The organism is Streptomyces sp. NPDC014870, from assembly GCF_043081505.1.
Classification (GTDB): Bacteria; Actinomycetota; Actinomycetes; order Streptomycetales; family Streptomycetaceae; genus Streptomyces.
Genome location: NZ_JBIBWQ010000004.1, coordinates 22,964 through 37,113 on the forward strand (window position 1 = coordinate 22,964; position 14,150 = coordinate 37,113).

Annotated in this window: 15 protein-coding genes and 1 other RNA gene; 7 read left to right on the forward strand and 9 right to left on the reverse strand. The window is 72.8% G+C overall.

All coding sequences use genetic code 11. The features are described 5' to 3' along the window. Positions 1-98: 98 nt before the first annotated feature. Positions 99-224 (reverse strand): hypothetical protein, encoded by a 126-nt coding sequence (locus tag ACF09C_RS12625; RefSeq protein WP_362420998.1) that lies wholly within the window; start codon positions 222-224, stop codon positions 99-101. A gap of 47 nt (positions 225-271) precedes the next feature. Then, a complete protein-coding gene (locus ACF09C_RS12630; RefSeq protein ID WP_392091458.1) occupies positions 272-1,381 on the reverse strand; it encodes a hypothetical protein in 1,110 nt (369 codons plus the stop codon). 258 nt (positions 1,382-1,639) lie between these two features. Between ACF09C_RS12630 and ACF09C_RS12635 the strand changes: the two genes are divergently transcribed. The 5 genes from ACF09C_RS12635 (at position 1,640) to ACF09C_RS12655 (ending at position 6,672) form a co-directional block, all read left to right on the forward strand. Beyond that, entirely contained in the window at positions 1,640-2,680 is a 1,041-nt protein-coding gene (locus ACF09C_RS12635) for an ABC transporter substrate-binding protein (RefSeq protein WP_392091459.1), read from the forward strand. 82 nt (positions 2,681-2,762) lie between these two features. Continuing rightward, entirely contained in the window at positions 2,763-3,587 is an 825-nt protein-coding gene (locus tag ACF09C_RS12640; protein WP_392091460.1) for a Nif3-like dinuclear metal center hexameric protein, read from the forward strand. After that, positions 3,584-4,327: a zinc ribbon domain-containing protein gene (locus tag ACF09C_RS12645; RefSeq protein ID WP_392091991.1), complete on the forward strand. Its 744-nt coding sequence runs from the start codon at positions 3,584-3,586 to the stop codon at positions 4,325-4,327. The genes ACF09C_RS12640 and ACF09C_RS12645 overlap by 4 nt, the downstream gene beginning before the upstream one ends. After that, complete coding sequence (locus ACF09C_RS12650; protein ID WP_392091461.1) at positions 4,327-5,763, forward strand: bifunctional RNase H/acid phosphatase; 1,437 nt, start codon at positions 4,327-4,329, stop codon at positions 5,761-5,763. The genes ACF09C_RS12645 and ACF09C_RS12650 overlap by 1 nt, the downstream gene beginning before the upstream one ends. Before the next feature lie 75 nt (positions 5,764-5,838). Next, a complete protein-coding gene (locus ACF09C_RS12655; protein WP_392091462.1) occupies positions 5,839-6,672 on the forward strand; it encodes a GNAT family N-acetyltransferase in 834 nt (277 codons plus the stop codon). Between the two features lie 7 nt (positions 6,673-6,679). On the opposite strand, the gene ACF09C_RS12660 is transcribed toward ACF09C_RS12655, so the two are convergent. The 3 genes from ACF09C_RS12660 to yaaA form a co-directional block, all read right to left on the reverse strand. Beyond that, positions 6,680-7,321, reverse strand: a complete 642-nt coding sequence (locus tag ACF09C_RS12660; RefSeq protein ID WP_392091464.1) for a bifunctional 4-hydroxy-2-oxoglutarate aldolase/2-dehydro-3-deoxy-phosphogluconate aldolase — start codon at positions 7,319-7,321, stop codon at positions 6,680-6,682. Positions 7,322-7,444: 123 nt separating this feature from the next. After that, positions 7,445-8,236, reverse strand: coding sequence for a VOC family protein (locus tag ACF09C_RS12665; RefSeq protein WP_392091992.1), 792 nt, complete (start codon positions 8,234-8,236; stop codon positions 7,445-7,447). A gap of 168 nt (positions 8,237-8,404) precedes the next feature. Then, positions 8,405-9,169 (reverse strand): peroxide stress protein YaaA, encoded by a 765-nt coding sequence (yaaA, locus tag ACF09C_RS12670; RefSeq protein WP_392091466.1) that lies wholly within the window; start codon positions 9,167-9,169, stop codon positions 8,405-8,407. 98 nt (positions 9,170-9,267) lie between these two features. Here yaaA and ACF09C_RS12675 point away from each other — a divergent pair, with 98 nt between their 5' ends. Further along, positions 9,268-10,713: an RNB domain-containing ribonuclease gene (locus ACF09C_RS12675; RefSeq protein ID WP_392091468.1), complete on the forward strand. Its 1,446-nt coding sequence runs from the start codon at positions 9,268-9,270 to the stop codon at positions 10,711-10,713. A 38-nt stretch (positions 10,714-10,751) separates the two neighbouring features. Here ACF09C_RS12675 and ACF09C_RS12680 read toward each other — a convergent pair whose 3' ends face one another. Together ACF09C_RS12680 and ACF09C_RS12685 are read right to left on the reverse strand one after the other, a co-directional pair. Next, entirely contained in the window at positions 10,752-11,558 is an 807-nt protein-coding gene (locus tag ACF09C_RS12680) for a hypothetical protein (RefSeq protein WP_392091470.1), read from the reverse strand. Beyond that, a complete protein-coding gene (locus ACF09C_RS12685) occupies positions 11,555-12,325 on the reverse strand; it encodes a MerR family transcriptional regulator (RefSeq protein ID WP_392091471.1) in 771 nt (256 codons plus the stop codon). Before ACF09C_RS12685 ends, ACF09C_RS12680 begins: the two co-directional genes overlap by 4 nt. A 133-nt stretch (positions 12,326-12,458) precedes the next feature. On the opposite strand from ACF09C_RS12685, the gene rnpB reads away from it, so the two are divergent. After that, an RNA gene (gene rnpB, locus ACF09C_RS12690) (RNase P RNA component class A) lies at positions 12,459-12,859 on the forward strand. Positions 12,860-13,053: 194 nt separating this feature from the next. On the opposite strand, the gene ACF09C_RS12695 is transcribed toward rnpB, so the two are convergent. Together ACF09C_RS12695 and ACF09C_RS12700 are read right to left on the reverse strand one after the other, a co-directional pair. Further along, the gene (locus ACF09C_RS12695) at positions 13,054-13,764 is read right to left on the reverse strand and encodes a hypothetical protein (protein ID WP_392091473.1); all 711 of its coding nucleotides are present in this window, start codon (positions 13,762-13,764) and stop codon (positions 13,054-13,056) included. A gap of 72 nt (positions 13,765-13,836) precedes the next feature. After that, on the reverse strand, positions 13,837-14,133 hold the full coding sequence (locus tag ACF09C_RS12700) for a DUF6087 family protein (RefSeq protein WP_392091475.1): 297 nt from the start codon (positions 14,131-14,133) through the stop codon (positions 13,837-13,839). Positions 14,134-14,150 lie beyond the last annotated feature (17 nt).

The following is a 14,150-nucleotide window of genomic DNA, read 5'->3' on the forward strand; positions in this document are numbered from 1 at the left end:
GAGTGGTCCGCCTTGGGGGTCCGGCGATCGCGGCGTGCGGAGAAGGGAAACGGCCCCGGGGTTCGCCCCGGGGCCGTTCTCGTGGTGCGCGGCGCTCGTCACTGCTCCGCGTCGCGGCGGTGGCGGCCGTGGGGGGAGGATGTGGAGTCCTCCCCGGGCGCCGCCTCGCCGCGGTGCTTTCCGGAGCCCTCGGGCTCCGTGCCGTCCGTACGCGCTTCCGACATGGTGGAACTCACCCCGTATTGATCGCTGTTGCCGTGCGGCCGAGAGTCTAGCCAGCGACTTTGCGGTCGGCGAGCGGAGCCTGCTGGAGCGGTACGGGGCGGCAGACGCGCGGCTCGACCGTGACCGCGACCGGCTCGGGGTCCGGCGGGACCGTGAGGCCCGCGAGGCCGCAGGCCGTGTCCTCCGTAGCGTACGGCAGGTGCAGCACCCCCTCCGGCGTCCAGACGCCCGCACCGGCCACCCAGCCCGCAGGTGCGGCGAGTTGGTGCATGCGCCGGCCGGCCGGCTGCCACATGCCGACCCAGCTCCCGGCCGCCGCGTCGATCCGCAGCGCGACCGCGCAGCTCTCCGGCAGCAGTACCTGCCCCGGCTGTACGGCGAAGGGGGTCACCGCCGCGTCGTCGAGCCGCAAGCACTCGGGGAAGCGGATCGGCAGCAGGCTGCCGAGCACACCCCACCCGAGCCGCTCGTGGCCCGGCGAGGGGGCGTCGGAGCGGATCAGGAGCAGTCCGCTGTCCGGGTCGGCGAGCAGTAGCCGGTCGTCGCTCTCCTCGGTGATCTGGAGGAGCGGCGTCACCTCGCCACCGCGCTCCAGGTCGACGGCGACCGCCTTCACCGGACCGCCGTCCAGGCAGCGGTCGAGGGCCAGCATCCGTCCCGTCCGGTCCAGCCAGACGCCGCCCGTGCAGCGGCCCTTGACCTCCGCGACCTGCTCGGGGCCGAACGCGCCGCCCGCCACCAGCCAGATCGTGGTGGTGTCGGCGCCGACGCACATCGCGTAGCCGCAGATGCCGTCGGGGGAGGGCGGCAGGAGGACGAGCTCCTCGGCCTCGACGGCGCCCAGGGGGAGTTGGCCGGTGCCCGGGCCCGTCGGGTAGAGCAGGGAGAACGTGTGCCGGTGGCCGTCCACGCGGCGGCCGATCAGCACCCGTCCGTCCGCGAGCGGAAGCAGCGGGGTCTGGGCCTCCTCGGGCTGGTCGAGCGGGAGCGGTACGGCGTACGGCTCCGGTCCGTCCAGCGTCCAGCGCTCGGCGTACAGGGCGTCCCCCGTGCCGGCGAGCCGCGCCGCGTACGCGCCGTTCGCCGTGATCGTGAAGCGCGCCGGCCGCACCGCGCCGCCGTCGTCCGTCGTTGTCTCGATGGCACAGGCTGTCATCGACTCGTCACCTCCGGCCACCGAAGCTAGTTTTCGCACTTCCTGCCGAACAACACGAGCCCGGTCACTTCACACATAAGGGTGGCCGTGAATCGATTCTGCTGAGGGGAGGGGGCCCGGTGTGCTGGCGAGATCAGTGGTGCGTAAGGTAAGGCGGTCCTAAGTGGAGCCCCTGACTCCGGTGGCGGCCCCGTGCCGCGCCGGCCGCGCGGCGGCTTCCAGGGCCGCCGCCACCGCCTTCCGTACAGGAGTCGCCCCATGTCCCTCCGCTGCCGCGGCACCGCCGCAGCCGTCGCCCTCGCCGCCGCGCTCTCCCTCGCGGCCTGCGGAGGCGGCGCCGACGCACCGGCCGCCACCTCGGAGAAGAAGGACGGCGCCGCCAAGAAGGACGTCGCCACGGGCGGCAAGGACTTCGGCGACGCGGCGGCCAAGACGGCGGCGATGGGGACGGACGCGGCGCCCGGCCAGTTCCCGCGCACCCTCACCCACGCGCTCGGGAAGACGGAGATCACCGCCGCCCCGAAGCGGGTCGTCGTCCTCGACGTCGGCGAGCTCGACAACGTCGTCTCGCTCGGGATCAAGCCCGTCGGCTACGCCCCCGCGGAGGGGGACGATGGCATCCCCACGTATCTGCAGAAGGACGCGGGCGCCCCCAAGTCCGTCGGCACGATCAACAACCTCAACCTGGAGGCGATCGCCAACCTGGAGCCCGATCTGATCCTCGGCAGCCAGCTGCGCGCCGCGGACAAGTACGACGAGCTCTCCAAGATCGCCCCCACCGTCTTCTCCATCCGCCCCGGCTTCACCTGGAAGGAGAACTACCTCCTCAACGCCGCGGCCCTCGACCGGACCGCCGACGCGAAGGCGAAGCTCGCCGCGTACGAGACCAAGGCGAGGCAGCTCGGCGCGGACATCGGCCCGAACAAGCCGACCATCTCCATGGTCCGCTACCTCCCGGGCAAGATCCGGCTCTACGCCAAGGCCTCCTTCATCGGCACGATCCTCGAGGACGCCGGCCTGCCCCGGCCCAAGAACCAGCAGGTGAACGAGCTCGCCGCCGAGATCAGCCCCGAGAAGATCGACCAGGCCGACGCCGACTGGATCTTCACCGGCGTCTACGGCGACCCGAAGGCCACCAAGCGCGACACCGCCCAGGCCAACCCGCTGTGGAAGAACCTGAAGGCGGTCAAGGCCGGCCGGGCCAAGGACGTCCCGGACGAGACCTGGTACCTGGGCCTCGGCGTGACCGCCGCGAACAGCGTCCTCGACGACCTGCGCGCGGACCTCGTGAAGAAGTAGGGGAAGGGGGCGGCGGGCGGCGCTCTCCCGGGTTGTCCACAGGCAGGACGGCGGGGCGCGGGGGCCAGGTAGCCTTTCCCTCGTGCCTCGTCCCCGTCTGTCCGAAGTCATCGCCGCGCTCGACGCCCTCTGGCCCCCCGAGCGGGCCGAGCAGTGGGACGCCGTCGGCACCGTCTGCGGCGACCCCGACGCCGAGATCGGCCGTGTCCTCTTCGCCGTCGACCCCGTCCAGGAGATCGCCGACGAGGCCATCGCCCTCGGCGCCGACCTGATCGTCACCCACCACCCGCTCTATCTGCGCGGTACGACGACGGTCGCGGCCTCCCACTTCAAGGGCCGCGTCGTGCACACGCTGATCAAGCACGACATCGCCCTGCACGTGGCGCACACCAACGCCGACACCGCCGACCCCGGCGTCTCCGACGCCCTCGCCGGCGCCCTCGACCTGCGGATCACCGGCCCCCTGGTCCCCGAGAGCAACCTCGGCCGGATCTGCGAGCTGGACCACCCCGAGACGCTGGCCGAGTTCGCGGCCCGCGCCGCGAAGCGGCTGCCCGCCACCGCGCAGGGCATCCGGGTCGCCGGCGACCCGGGGATGACCGTGCGCCGGGTCGCCGTCAGCGGCGGCTCGGGCGACAGCCTCTTCGACGCCGTACGGGCCGCGGGCGTGGACGCCTTCCTCACCGCCGACCTGCGCCACCACCCGGTATCCGAGGCCACGCAGCACGCCCCGATCGGCCTGGTCGACGCCGCCCACTGGGCCACCGAGTGGCCCTGGTGCGAGCAGGCGGCCGCCCAGCTCGACGAGATTTCCGACCGCCACGGCTGGGACCTGCGCGTCCACGTCTCGAAGGCGGTCACCGACCCCTGGTCCTCCCATCACACCTCCCCTGGAGCCCCCAACTGAACGCCGCGCCCGCCGACCAGATCCGACTCCTCGACGTCCAGGCCCTGGACGTCCGTCTCCAACAGCTCGCCCACAAGCGCAAGTCCCTGCCCGAGCACGCCGAGATCGAGTCGCTGACCAAGGACCTCACGCAGCTGCGCGACCTGCTCGTCGCCGCGCAGACCGAGGAGAGCGACTGCGCCCGCGAGCAGACCAAGGCCGAGCAGGACGTCGACCAGGTCCGCCAGCGCGCCGTCCGGGACCAGCAGCGCCTCGACTCGGGCGCCGTCTCCTCCCCGAAGGACCTGGAGAACCTGCAGCGCGAGATCACCTCGCTCGCCAAGCGCCAGGGCGACCTGGAGGACATTGTCCTGGAGGTCATGGAGCGCCGTGAGTCCGCCGCCGAGCGGGTCGCGGAGCTGACCGAGCGGTCCGCCGCCGTCCAGGCCAAGGCCGACGACGCCACCGCCCGCCGCGACGCGGCGCAGGGCGAACTCGACGGCGAGTCCGCCTCGGTCGGCAAGGAGCGCGAGCTGGTGGCCGGTTCGGTCCCCGCGGACCTCATGAAGCTCTACGAGAAGCTGCGCGAGCAGCAGGGCGGCGTCGGCGCGGCCCGGCTGTACCAGCGCAAGTGCGAGGGCTGCCACATCGAGCTGAACATCACCGAGCTGAACGAGGTCCGCGCGGCCGCGGCCGACACCGTGGTGCGCTGCGAGAACTGCCGCCGGATCCTGGTCCGCACGTCGGAGTCCGGCCTGTAATGACGGCCATCACGGAAGTCGTCGTCGAGGCCGACGGAGGCTCCCGGGGCAACCCGGGCCCCGCCGGCTACGGAGCCGTGGTCCTGGACCCGGTCTCGGGCGAGACGCTCGCCGAGCGCGCCGAGTACATCGGCGTTGCGACGAACAACGTGGCCGAGTACAAGGGCCTGGTGGCCGGACTCAAGGCGGCGCGCGAGCTGTTCCCGGACGCCAAGGTGCACGTCCGGATGGACTCCAAGCTGGTCGTCGAGCAGATGTCGGGCCGCTGGAAGATCAAGCACCCGGACATGAAGCCGCTGGCGGCGGAGGCGGCCCGGGTCTTCCCGGCGAGCCAGGTCCGCTACGAGTGGATCCCGCGCGAGAAGAACAAGCACGCGGACCGGCTGGCCAACGAGGCGATGGACGCGGGCAAGCGCGGCAAGCAGTGGGAGCCCTCGGCGTCCACGGCCGCCCTCGACTCCGCGGCGGCCCGGAGCGCCGTGTCCGCCCCCTCGGGTCCGCCCGGTGACGCGACGGCGGGCGCGGCCCGCGCGAGGGCCGCACTGGCGGGCGCGGGTACCGGCTCCGGCGCGGGTATGCGCACGGACTCGGGGGCGGTTACGCGTACGGGCTCGGGCGCGGGAGTCGGTGTCGGCTCCGACGAGGGCCTCTTCCCCGCCGACGAGACCGTCGCGGCGCAGGCCCGGGCCGCCCTGGCGGCGGCCGGGGCGGCGGAGCGCGCGTCCGCGTCGAGCGGCGACTTCGAGGCGGAGGCGTCGGCGCAGGCCTCCCCGCCGGCCGCCGCCGCTCCCGGCTGGGGGGCCGCCGACATGGGGGCTCCGGCCACGTTCGTCCTGCTGCGGCACGGGGAGACGGCGCTCACGCCCGAGAAGCGGTTCTCCGGGAGCGGGGGCACCGACCCCGAGCTGTCCGCCGCCGGGCTGCGGCAGGCCGACGCCGTCGCCGCCGCGCTCGCCGCGCGCGGCACGATCCAGGAGATCGTCAGCTCGCCGCTGAAGCGGTGCCGCCAGACCGCCGAGGCGGTCGCGGCCCGCCTGGGGCTCGACGTACGGGTCGAGGCCGGGCTGCGCGAGACCGACTTCGGCGCCTGGGAGGGGCTGACCTTCGCCGAGGTGCGCGAGCGGTACGCGGAGGACCTCGACGCCTGGCTCGCCTCGCCCAAGGCCGCCCCGACCGGCGGCGGCGAGAGCTTCGCGACGGTCGCCCGGCGCGTCTCGGCGACGCGGGACCGGCTGACCGCCGCCTACGCGGGCCGTACGGTCCTGCTCGTCACGCACGTCACGCCCATCAAGACCCTGGTCCGGCTGGCCCTCGGTGCCCCGCCGGAGTCGCTGTTCCGGATGGAGCTGTCGGCGGCCTCGCTGTCGGCGGTGGCGTACTACGCGGACGGCAACGCGTCCGTGCGGCTCCTGAACGACACCTCGCACCTGAGGTGACCTGAGACGCGAACAGGGGGCGGGGTCACGGAAATCCGTGGCCCCGCCCCCTGGCGCTGTACCACCATCGTTCCCATGACCTGGCACATCACCGAGGACGCAGAGACCTTCCTGGCCGCGGCCGGGGACCACTTCGCCGCCGATCCCGCGCGCAACACCATGCTCCTCACCGTCGGCGAGGGCGCGCGGCGACGGCCCCTGGAGTCCGGTCGCTACGGCTGGTGGACCGAGCCGGACGGCCGGGTCACCGGAGCCTTCCTGTTCACCCTGCCCCACCAGCCGGTGCTCGGGCCGATGCCCGCCGTGGCGGCGCGCGCCCTCGCCCATGTCCTGCCGGACGCGGCCGGGTTGACGGGTGTGCGGGGCGAGCAGGAGACGGCGGAGGCGTTCGCGCGGGAGCTGTGCCGGGTGTCGGGCCGGACGTGGACGACCACGCGCCGGATGCGGCTGCACCGGCTCGCCGACCTCACCCCACCGGACCCGGCGCCGACGGGCCGGGCGAGGGTGGCGGGCGCGGACGACATCCCCCTCGCGGTCGCGTGGATGCGGCACTTCGCCCGCGACATCGGGGAGGACGCCGACGTCGACTTCACCCCGAACATCGCGCCCCGCGTCGCCGAGGGCCGCCTCCACCTCTGGGAGACGGACGGAGCCGGACCGGTGTCGATGGCGAGCGTCTCGGGGATCGTCGCGGGCCAGGCCCGGGTCTCACTCGTCTTCACTCCGGCCGTCCGACGCGGACGCGGCTACGCGGGCGCCGTCACCACGGCGGTCACCCGGTCGGCCCTGGACGCGGGCGCGGCCCAGGTCCTGCTCTTCACGGACCTGGCCAACCCCACGAGCAACGCGTTGTACCAACGGCTGGGTTACCGTCCGGTGATCGACCACGTGGGCCTGACGCTCACCTGACCGCCGGTCAGCGGGCGCGCAGCCCCGCCGCCTCGCGGGCGAGGGTCTCGACGCGGGGCCAGTCGCGGGCCGCGAGGGCGTCGGTGGGGAGCATCCAGGTACCGCCGACGCAGCCGACGTTGGGCAGGGCCAGGTAGGCGGGGGCGGAGTTCAGGGAGACGCCGCCGGTCGGGCAGAAGCGGGCCTGGGGGAGGGGGCCCGCGAGCGACTTCAGGTACGGGACGCCGCCCGCCGCCTCGGCCGGGAAGAACTTCATCTCGTTCACCCCGCGTTCGAGGAGGGCCACGACCTCCGATGTGGTCGAGACCCCCGGCAGAAACGGCACCCCGGAGGCCCGCATCGCGTCCAGCAGGCTGTCGGTCCAGCCGGGGCTGACCAGGAAGCGGGCCCCGGCGTCGACCGCGTCCGCGACGCCGGCCGGCGAGATGACGGTGCCGGCGCCGACGACGGCGTCCGGGACCTCCGCGGCGATGGCCCGGATCGCGTCGAGCGCGGCGGGCGTCCGCAGGGTCACCTCGATCGCGGGCAGCCCACCCGCGACCAGCGCGTGGGCCAGCGGGACGGCGTCGGCGGCGTCCTCGATCACCACGACCGGGACGACGGGGGCGAGGTCGAGTACGGAGGCGGAGGCGGGCAGCGCGGAGGTCATGGCCCCCATCCTGCCCGCCGGCGACAACCTATGCAACGAGCGTTGCATGTTGTGCAACGCGTGCGCGTCCTGCCTGTGTCTCGCACGCGTCCTCACGTCGTGGCAGAGGAACGCGCCACCGACTCACTCGCTCGGCGCGGACCCCTTGATGACGGAGAAGGCCCCGCCCTGCGGGTCGGCGAGGACGGCCATCCGGCCCGCCGCCATGTCGAAGGCGGGGGCGAGGACGCTGCCTCCGGCGCGGACCGCGGCGGCCTGGACGGAGTCCACGTCGTCCACGCTGAAGTACGCCTGCCAGTGCGGCGGAACGCCCTTCGGGAGGCTGCCGAGGTCCATCATCCCGCCCACCGCGCGGCCGTCGACCTGGTACTCGACGTACCCCTCGGCGCCGGGCATCTCGGACCGCGCCGTGGTGACCGGCAGGACGGCGGAGTAGAACGCGGCGGCGGCCGCGACGTCGGCGGTGACGAGTTCGTTCCAGGTGAGCGCGCCGTGCTCGTTGACGAGGGTCGCGCCCGGGAAGCCGACGGGCTGCCACAGGCCGACGACGGCGCCGGTCGGGTCCGTGATCACGGCCATCCGCCCGAGGTCCATCACGTCCATCGCGGGGACCATCACCGTGCCGCCGGCGTCCGTGACGGACGTGACGGTGGCGTCGAGGTCGTTCGTCGACAGGTAGGTGGTCCACACCGTCGGCGGCAGCGGGTCGGGCACCGTCCCGTCCGGGTTCATCGCCTTCATGATCCCGGCGACCGGCTTGCCCTTGAGGGTGCAGACCGAGTAGCCGCCCGTCTCCGCCGGGCCGATCTCGCCCTGCCAGCCGAACAGATCGCAGTAGAAGTCGAGCGCGGCCTGCTGGTCCGGGACCATGAGGTCGATCCAGCACGGGGTGCCGGGCTTGTACGGGAGGTTCATGTCGGGCACGGGGTTCTCCACGGTCGTGAGGTGGGAGGGACGGGCGTGCTGTACCCGCCTCGCACGGGGGAGGAATCGGGCCGAACGGGCGACGTCGTCCGGCCCGACCGACTCGACCGGCCGGACAGGGCCTGTCGGATCCGACCGGCCCGGCCGACCCGACCGGCCCTAGTGGATCTCGTCCACCAGCACGTCCAGCGCCCCCGTCTTCCCCTCCTCCACCACGTACTTCAGGTCCCGCAGGGTCTCCACCAGTTCCGCCGGGTCCTTCGGGCTCGCGCCCGCCTCCAGGAGGCTGCGGACGATGCGGCCCTTCGTCGCCTTGTTGAAGTGGCTGACCACCTTCCGGGTCGGCGCGTGCAGCACCCGTACGGTCGCGGTCCGGGCCGCCACCTCGCCCTTCGGCTTCCACGCCGACACATAGGCCGAGGACCGCAGGTCGAGGACCAGCCCGTCCCCGGCGGCCTCCGGCATGACCGTCGCCATCGCCTGCCGCCAGTGCGCGACCAGCGCACCGAGACCCGGCAGCTTCACACCCATCGAGCAGCGGTACGACGGGATCCGGTCGTCCACCCGGACCGCGCCCCAAAGCCCCGAGAACACGAGCAGCGAGGCCCGCGCCCGCTTGCGGGCCTCCGGGTCCAGCGTCGCCAGGCCGAGCGCGTCGTACAGCACGCCTGTGTAGATCTCGCCCGCCGGCCGGGCACCCGCCGTCCGCAGCTCGACGTTCTTGGCGATCTCGCCGCGCAGCCCCTCGCTCAGCCCGAGCACCTCACGCGCCTTCTCCTCGTCGGCGGCGCACAGCTCGACCAGCTCGTCCACGACCGCCGCCCGCGCCCCGGCGAGCCCCGGCAGCGACAGGGACTCCGGCTTGAGCGGCGCCCCACGCCCCGACGCGGCCTTACCCTCCGACGGCGGCAACAGCACGAGCACGGTGGTTCTCCTTCAGATACGTCCAGGGTTGGGGGTGCGGCCCCAGAGCGTTCAGCCTACAAAGTGCCGGGCCGCGCCCCGCGCCATACGCTCGGTCCATGCCCCGCCGCCACCTTCACGTGACCGGCGCAGCCGAGGACCTGAGGGCCGCGCTGCGCAAACTGAGGGACCGGATGCAGGTCCCGAAGAACTTCCCGCCGGCCGTCCTCGCAGAGGCGGAGGCGGCCGCTGCCGCCCCGCGGCTGCCGGAGTACGACGCCACCGACATCCCCTTCTTCACCATCGACCCGCCGGACTCCCGCGACCTCGATCAGGCCATGCACCTCGCCCGTCGGCCGGGCGGCGGCTACCGCGTCCACTACGCCATCGCCGATGTCGCCGCCTTCGTCACCGCCGGCGGCGCAGTGGACAAGGAGGCCCACCAGCGCGTCGAGACCCTCTACTTCCCCGACGAGAAGATCCCGCTGCACCCCCCGGTCCTCTCCGAGGGCGCCGCCAGCCTGCTGCCCGACCACACCGCGCCCGCCCTGCTCTGGCGCTTCGACCTGGACGCCGCCGGCCACCAGGTCGCCGTCGACGTACGCCGTGCCCTCGTCCGCAGCATCCGCAGGCTCGACTACGCCGGCGCCCAGCAGATGATCGACGCGGGCACGGCGGAGGAACCGCTCGCCCTGCTCAAGACGGTGGGCACGCTCCGCGAGACCCTGGAGGTCGAACGCGGCGGGGTCTCCCTAGACCTCCCCGAACAGGAGGTCGTCGAGACCGGCGACTCGTACACCCTCGTCTACCGGGCCCCGCGCCGGGTCGACGGCTGGAACGAGCAGATCTCCCTGCTCACCGGTATGGCCGCGGCCGATCTGATGATCGCCGCGGGCACGGGGATCCTGCGCACCCTCGGCGCCACGCCGGACGGCGTCGACAAGCTGCGCCGCTCCGCGCAGGCACTGGAGATCGACTGGCCGCACCACGTCTCGTACGCGCAGCTCATCCGCTCGCTCGATCCGGCGAACCCCCGCCACGCCGCCTTCCTCATGGACGCCTCCACCGGCCTGTTCGAGAACTCCGCGTACCTCCACTTCGAGGGCGGCCATCTCCCGGACTCCCTGGTCCACTCCGCCATCGCGGACGAGTACAGCCACTGCACCGCGCCCCTGCGCCGCCTGGTCGACCGCTACGTGGGCGAACTATGCCTCGCGGCCGCCGCGGGCCAGGCGCCACCCGCGTGGGTCGAGGACGCGCTGGCGACGCTGCCGGCCGACATGGCGAGGGGGCGCGGCAAGGACGCCGACCGGCAGAGCATGGACGTGGTCGAGGCGGCGCTCCTGAAGGACCGGGTCGGCCAGGTATTCGACGGGTTCGTGATCGACGTGAGGGACAGCGCGGGCCGGAGAGGCGTCGTGCACCTGAAGGACCCGGCCGTGGTCGGCACCGTGAAGAGCACGCAGACGATGCGACAGGGGATGCCGGTGAAGGCGAAGCTGACGAAGGCCGACCCGGCGGACCCGGACAGGGACAAGGTCCTCTTCGAGCACGTGCCGGAGTGAGCCCGGGTGGAACCGGCCCGTAGTCGGCCCCGCGCGGGTCACGTGATGGGCGCGACGGCGCGCGTCAGCTCCCGGTGGAGCGCCCGGGCGTCGTCGGCGTGGCAGCGCACGATCCGAACCGGCCGGGTGCCGCCGAAGAACCTGGGCGCGTCGAAGGGCTCGGTCAGCTCGATCGTGAGGGAGGTCTGCGAGGCGACGGCGAGGTTCAGCTCCCCCTCCTTCTTCTTCTCGTGCGTGAAGACCAGCTCGTGCCGTACGGAGGCGATGCGGTCGAGCGGAAGGCTGATGTCGACGTGCGCCGCCTGCCGCAGCCGGAGCGTGTCGGGGGTGAGGACGTGCGGGCGGACGGCGGAGGCGCCGTGCAGCCCGAGGACGAACAGGATGGTGTACACGTCCAGGACGAGCACGATCGCGTGGACGACGGGCCAGTCGGCCAGCAGGTACGACATCCCGACGGTCTCGACGAGGCAGACGAAGGCGAAGCCGTACATCAGGGCCGCCTGGTCGCGGGCGTGCCCGAACGCCCGGTCGCCGGCGCGTACGCCGACGCGCCGTCGGCCCACCCAGAGGGCCAGGCTCGTCATCAGGCGCAGCTCGTGCCCGATGATCCGGAGCACGGGCTCGGGCACCAGCTCCCCGAGGGCCTGGCGGGCGGAGCCCGCGCGTCGCCAGAGCCGTACGAAGACGCCGGCGCCGACGGCGAACAGGACCAGGCCGACCAGCTCGGCCGCGGCGAGGGCGGCCGGGGGTATCCGTACCCCGGAGACCAGCAGGACGAGGAGGACGACCTCGGCGGGGAGGAAGACGTAGGAGACGGCGCGCACGAGTCGGATCAGGGCGGTCATCGCGCGCGCTCCGCGACCAGTCGGAGGGCGTGGTGGACGGCGGCCGACTGGGCGGGGGAGAAGTCGCCGAAGAAGGCCTCCGCGAGCCGCCCGCCCGGTACGCCGCCCTGCTCGCCGAGCTGGTCCGCCAGGGCGTCCGGCAGCAGGTCGGCGAGGGCCTGACCCGTCTCCGCCACGCGCGGGTCGTCGGGCGTGGCGTCGGCCAGGGCGTCGAGCCGTGCGTACACGTCGTGGGCGCGTGCCACGGCCTCCGGGTCCTCGGTCATGGTGCGCATGGCGCCGATGAGCCGCGCGCGCTCCTCGTCGGGCGCGACGGTGTCGAGCAGGGTGAGGATCTCCCGGTCCTTGGCGGCCATCGGGGACTCCGACGGCACCTCGCCGAGGCCCGAGAACAGCTCGGCCAGCTCCGGCGAGACCGGTCCCTCGGCGGTCAGCCGCCCGGCCCGCGCCTCCCCGAGCAGCTCGGTGAGCCGCACCCGGCGGGCCCGGATCACCGCCTCCTGCCGCCCGAGATCGGCGTCCAGCTCTTCCAGGACCTCGACCAGCTCGCGCCCCTCGTCGTCGGCGAGCACGTCCCGCACCTCGTCCAGGCCCAGACCGAGCTCGGCCAGGCGCCGGATCCGGGCGAGCAGGACGGCGTCGCGGATGCCGTACTCGCGGTATCCGTTGGCCCGCCGGACGGGCTCGGGCAGCAGCCCGAGGTGGTGGTAGTGGCGCACGGCCCGCGGGGTGATCCCGACGAGGGCGGCGATCTCTCCGATTCGCATGAGCCCAGTACAAACCCTGACGCTGCGACAAGGTCAAGCGGACGCGGCGCGGGGCCCCGTGAACCGGACGCGACGCGGGTCCCCGAGGGTCGGGCGGGCGGGGCGCGGCGGGTAGCATGGTCGGCACGGCAGACGAGCCGGGCGGACGGCCGCGTGGGGATCCTCGGATCCTCCCGAGGAACGTCCGGGCTCCACAGGGCAAGGTGGTGGCTAACGGCCACCCGGGGTGACCCGCGGGACAGTGCCACAGAAAACAGACCGCCGGGGACCTCGGTCCTCGGTAAGGGTGAAACGGTGGTGTAAGAGACCACCAGCGCCTGAGGTGACTCAGGCGGCTAGGTAAACCCCACCAGGAGCAAGGTCAAGAGGGGTCGTCCCCGGACGACTCTGCGCGAACGACCGAGGGCTGCCCGCCCGAGTTCGCGGGTAGACCGCACGAGGCCGGCGGCAACGCCGGCCCTAGATGGATGGCCGTCGCCCCGACGACCGCGAGGTCCCGGGGAACAGAACCCGGCGTACAGCCCGACTCGTCTGCCCCTCAGGCCCCTGGCCTGCGATATCGCAGGTCAGGAGCCTTTTCTCGTGGAATCGTGGGCGTCGCCTCACCCCGTTCGGTACCGGTTCAGACCGAACCTCGCCGCTACGAAGGTAGCCATGAAGGTAGCCACGTTGGGCGGCTTGGTGTGGGTGTTGGCTGGGCCGGGGCCCTCCGCGTGATGCGTCTACGCCTAGGTGTCCTCTGTTGCGGTCCTGGGGCCGGTCGAATTCTGCTCGTCAAGCCAGGCTTGAATGCCGCCAGGGTTCTGTGCGGGTGCGTCGAACGGGATGATCGGAAACGGGGGCGAGGTGGACAGCAGAGCCGCCATGTCAGCGGGGAGTGCGGCCACCGAGGGCTCAGGCTCCTCGATCTTGGTCAGGAGTCGCTGAAGTTCCGCAGCCATGAAACGCAGATCCAGGTCCGCGCCGGCGACTTGGATCGTTCCCGCCTCTACGTCGATGAGGCGCATGGGGGGAGCCGGGAATGTGGGCTTGGTGCCCGCCTGCCACTCCTCGACGGTGGGGCGAGGCAGGCTGACGATCCACTCGTCAAGGCGCTCGTCGAAGTGTTCGCTTCCGTTACGGACTTCGCGGGCCTTCAGAGGGGACGAGTCCTCCACCTCAAGAATCCTTCGTAGAAACGGACCTCGCTTCGTCCGCCACTCCAGGCCCTCATGGGTCCCTTTCGGGCTCTTTCCTGTGGCAGGCCACAGAGCCCGGAAGACCTTTCCCACGAAGGAATGGAAGTCCTCGAAGCAGCCCCAGGCGGCTGGTGGCACCGGAGTGGTCTGCGCATAGCCAATGAGGGCGTTCAGGGCTGCCAGAGCGTAGCGAGTATCGCGGGCCAGCCACGTCAAATACACCCGCTGTGCCCATGGACCATCGGATATGTCGTTGCTCACGGGCGCCAGTGTGCCGCAGGTGGTCTACCGGCTGGGGGCCGGTTTCAGAGGTATGGCTTGGACGCCAGAGAATCATGAGGAAGTCGGAGGCTTCCGATGTCTGCCGGTCCCGGGGCCGAGCTTCGGTGTTGCCTCACGGGTGGAGGCAGCCTCGGTGTGGGGAAACAGGATGCGTCGTGCTTCCGCGAGGTTCGCCGCGAAGCCGTGCGGTTCCCACAGATGGCCGTTCCACCGCTGGATCGCGCGCGGCGCATCGGGGTTCAGATGCGATGCCCTCGGGCCGTTGCCGGTCACGAGGGGGACGGCGCGGAGCTGCCCGATCCTCGCGTCGCGACGCTCGGCCCACTGGGAGAGCGGTTCGTCGTCCATGTCCGGAGCGTAGTGGG

Coding starts and splice junctions, on each gene's coding strand:
- ACF09C_RS12700 (WP_392091475.1), bottom strand. CDS start 14,133: ATGGACGACGAACCGCTCTCCCAGTGGGCCGAGCGTCGCGACGCGAGG.
- ACF09C_RS12650 (WP_392091461.1), top strand. CDS start 4,327: ATGACGGCCATCACGGAAGTCGTCGTCGAGGCCGACGGAGGCTCCCGG.
- ACF09C_RS12625 (WP_362420998.1), bottom strand. CDS start 224: ATGTCGGAAGCGCGTACGGACGGCACGGAGCCCGAGGGCTCCGGAAAG.
- ACF09C_RS12680 (WP_392091470.1), bottom strand. CDS start 11,558: ATGACCGCCCTGATCCGACTCGTGCGCGCCGTCTCCTACGTCTTCCTC.
- ACF09C_RS12685 (WP_392091471.1), bottom strand. CDS start 12,325: ATGCGAATCGGAGAGATCGCCGCCCTCGTCGGGATCACCCCGCGGGCC.
- ACF09C_RS12660 (WP_392091464.1), bottom strand. CDS start 7,321: ATGACCTCCGCGCTGCCCGCCTCCGCCTCCGTACTCGACCTCGCCCCC.
- ACF09C_RS12655 (WP_392091462.1), top strand. CDS start 5,839: ATGACCTGGCACATCACCGAGGACGCAGAGACCTTCCTGGCCGCGGCC.
- ACF09C_RS12665 (WP_392091992.1), bottom strand. CDS start 8,236: ATGAACCTCCCGTACAAGCCCGGCACCCCGTGCTGGATCGACCTCATG.
- ACF09C_RS12635 (WP_392091459.1), top strand. CDS start 1,640: ATGTCCCTCCGCTGCCGCGGCACCGCCGCAGCCGTCGCCCTCGCCGCC.
- ACF09C_RS12630 (WP_392091458.1), bottom strand. CDS start 1,381: ATGACAGCCTGTGCCATCGAGACAACGACGGACGACGGCGGCGCGGTG.
- ACF09C_RS12675 (WP_392091468.1), top strand. CDS start 9,268: ATGCCCCGCCGCCACCTTCACGTGACCGGCGCAGCCGAGGACCTGAGG.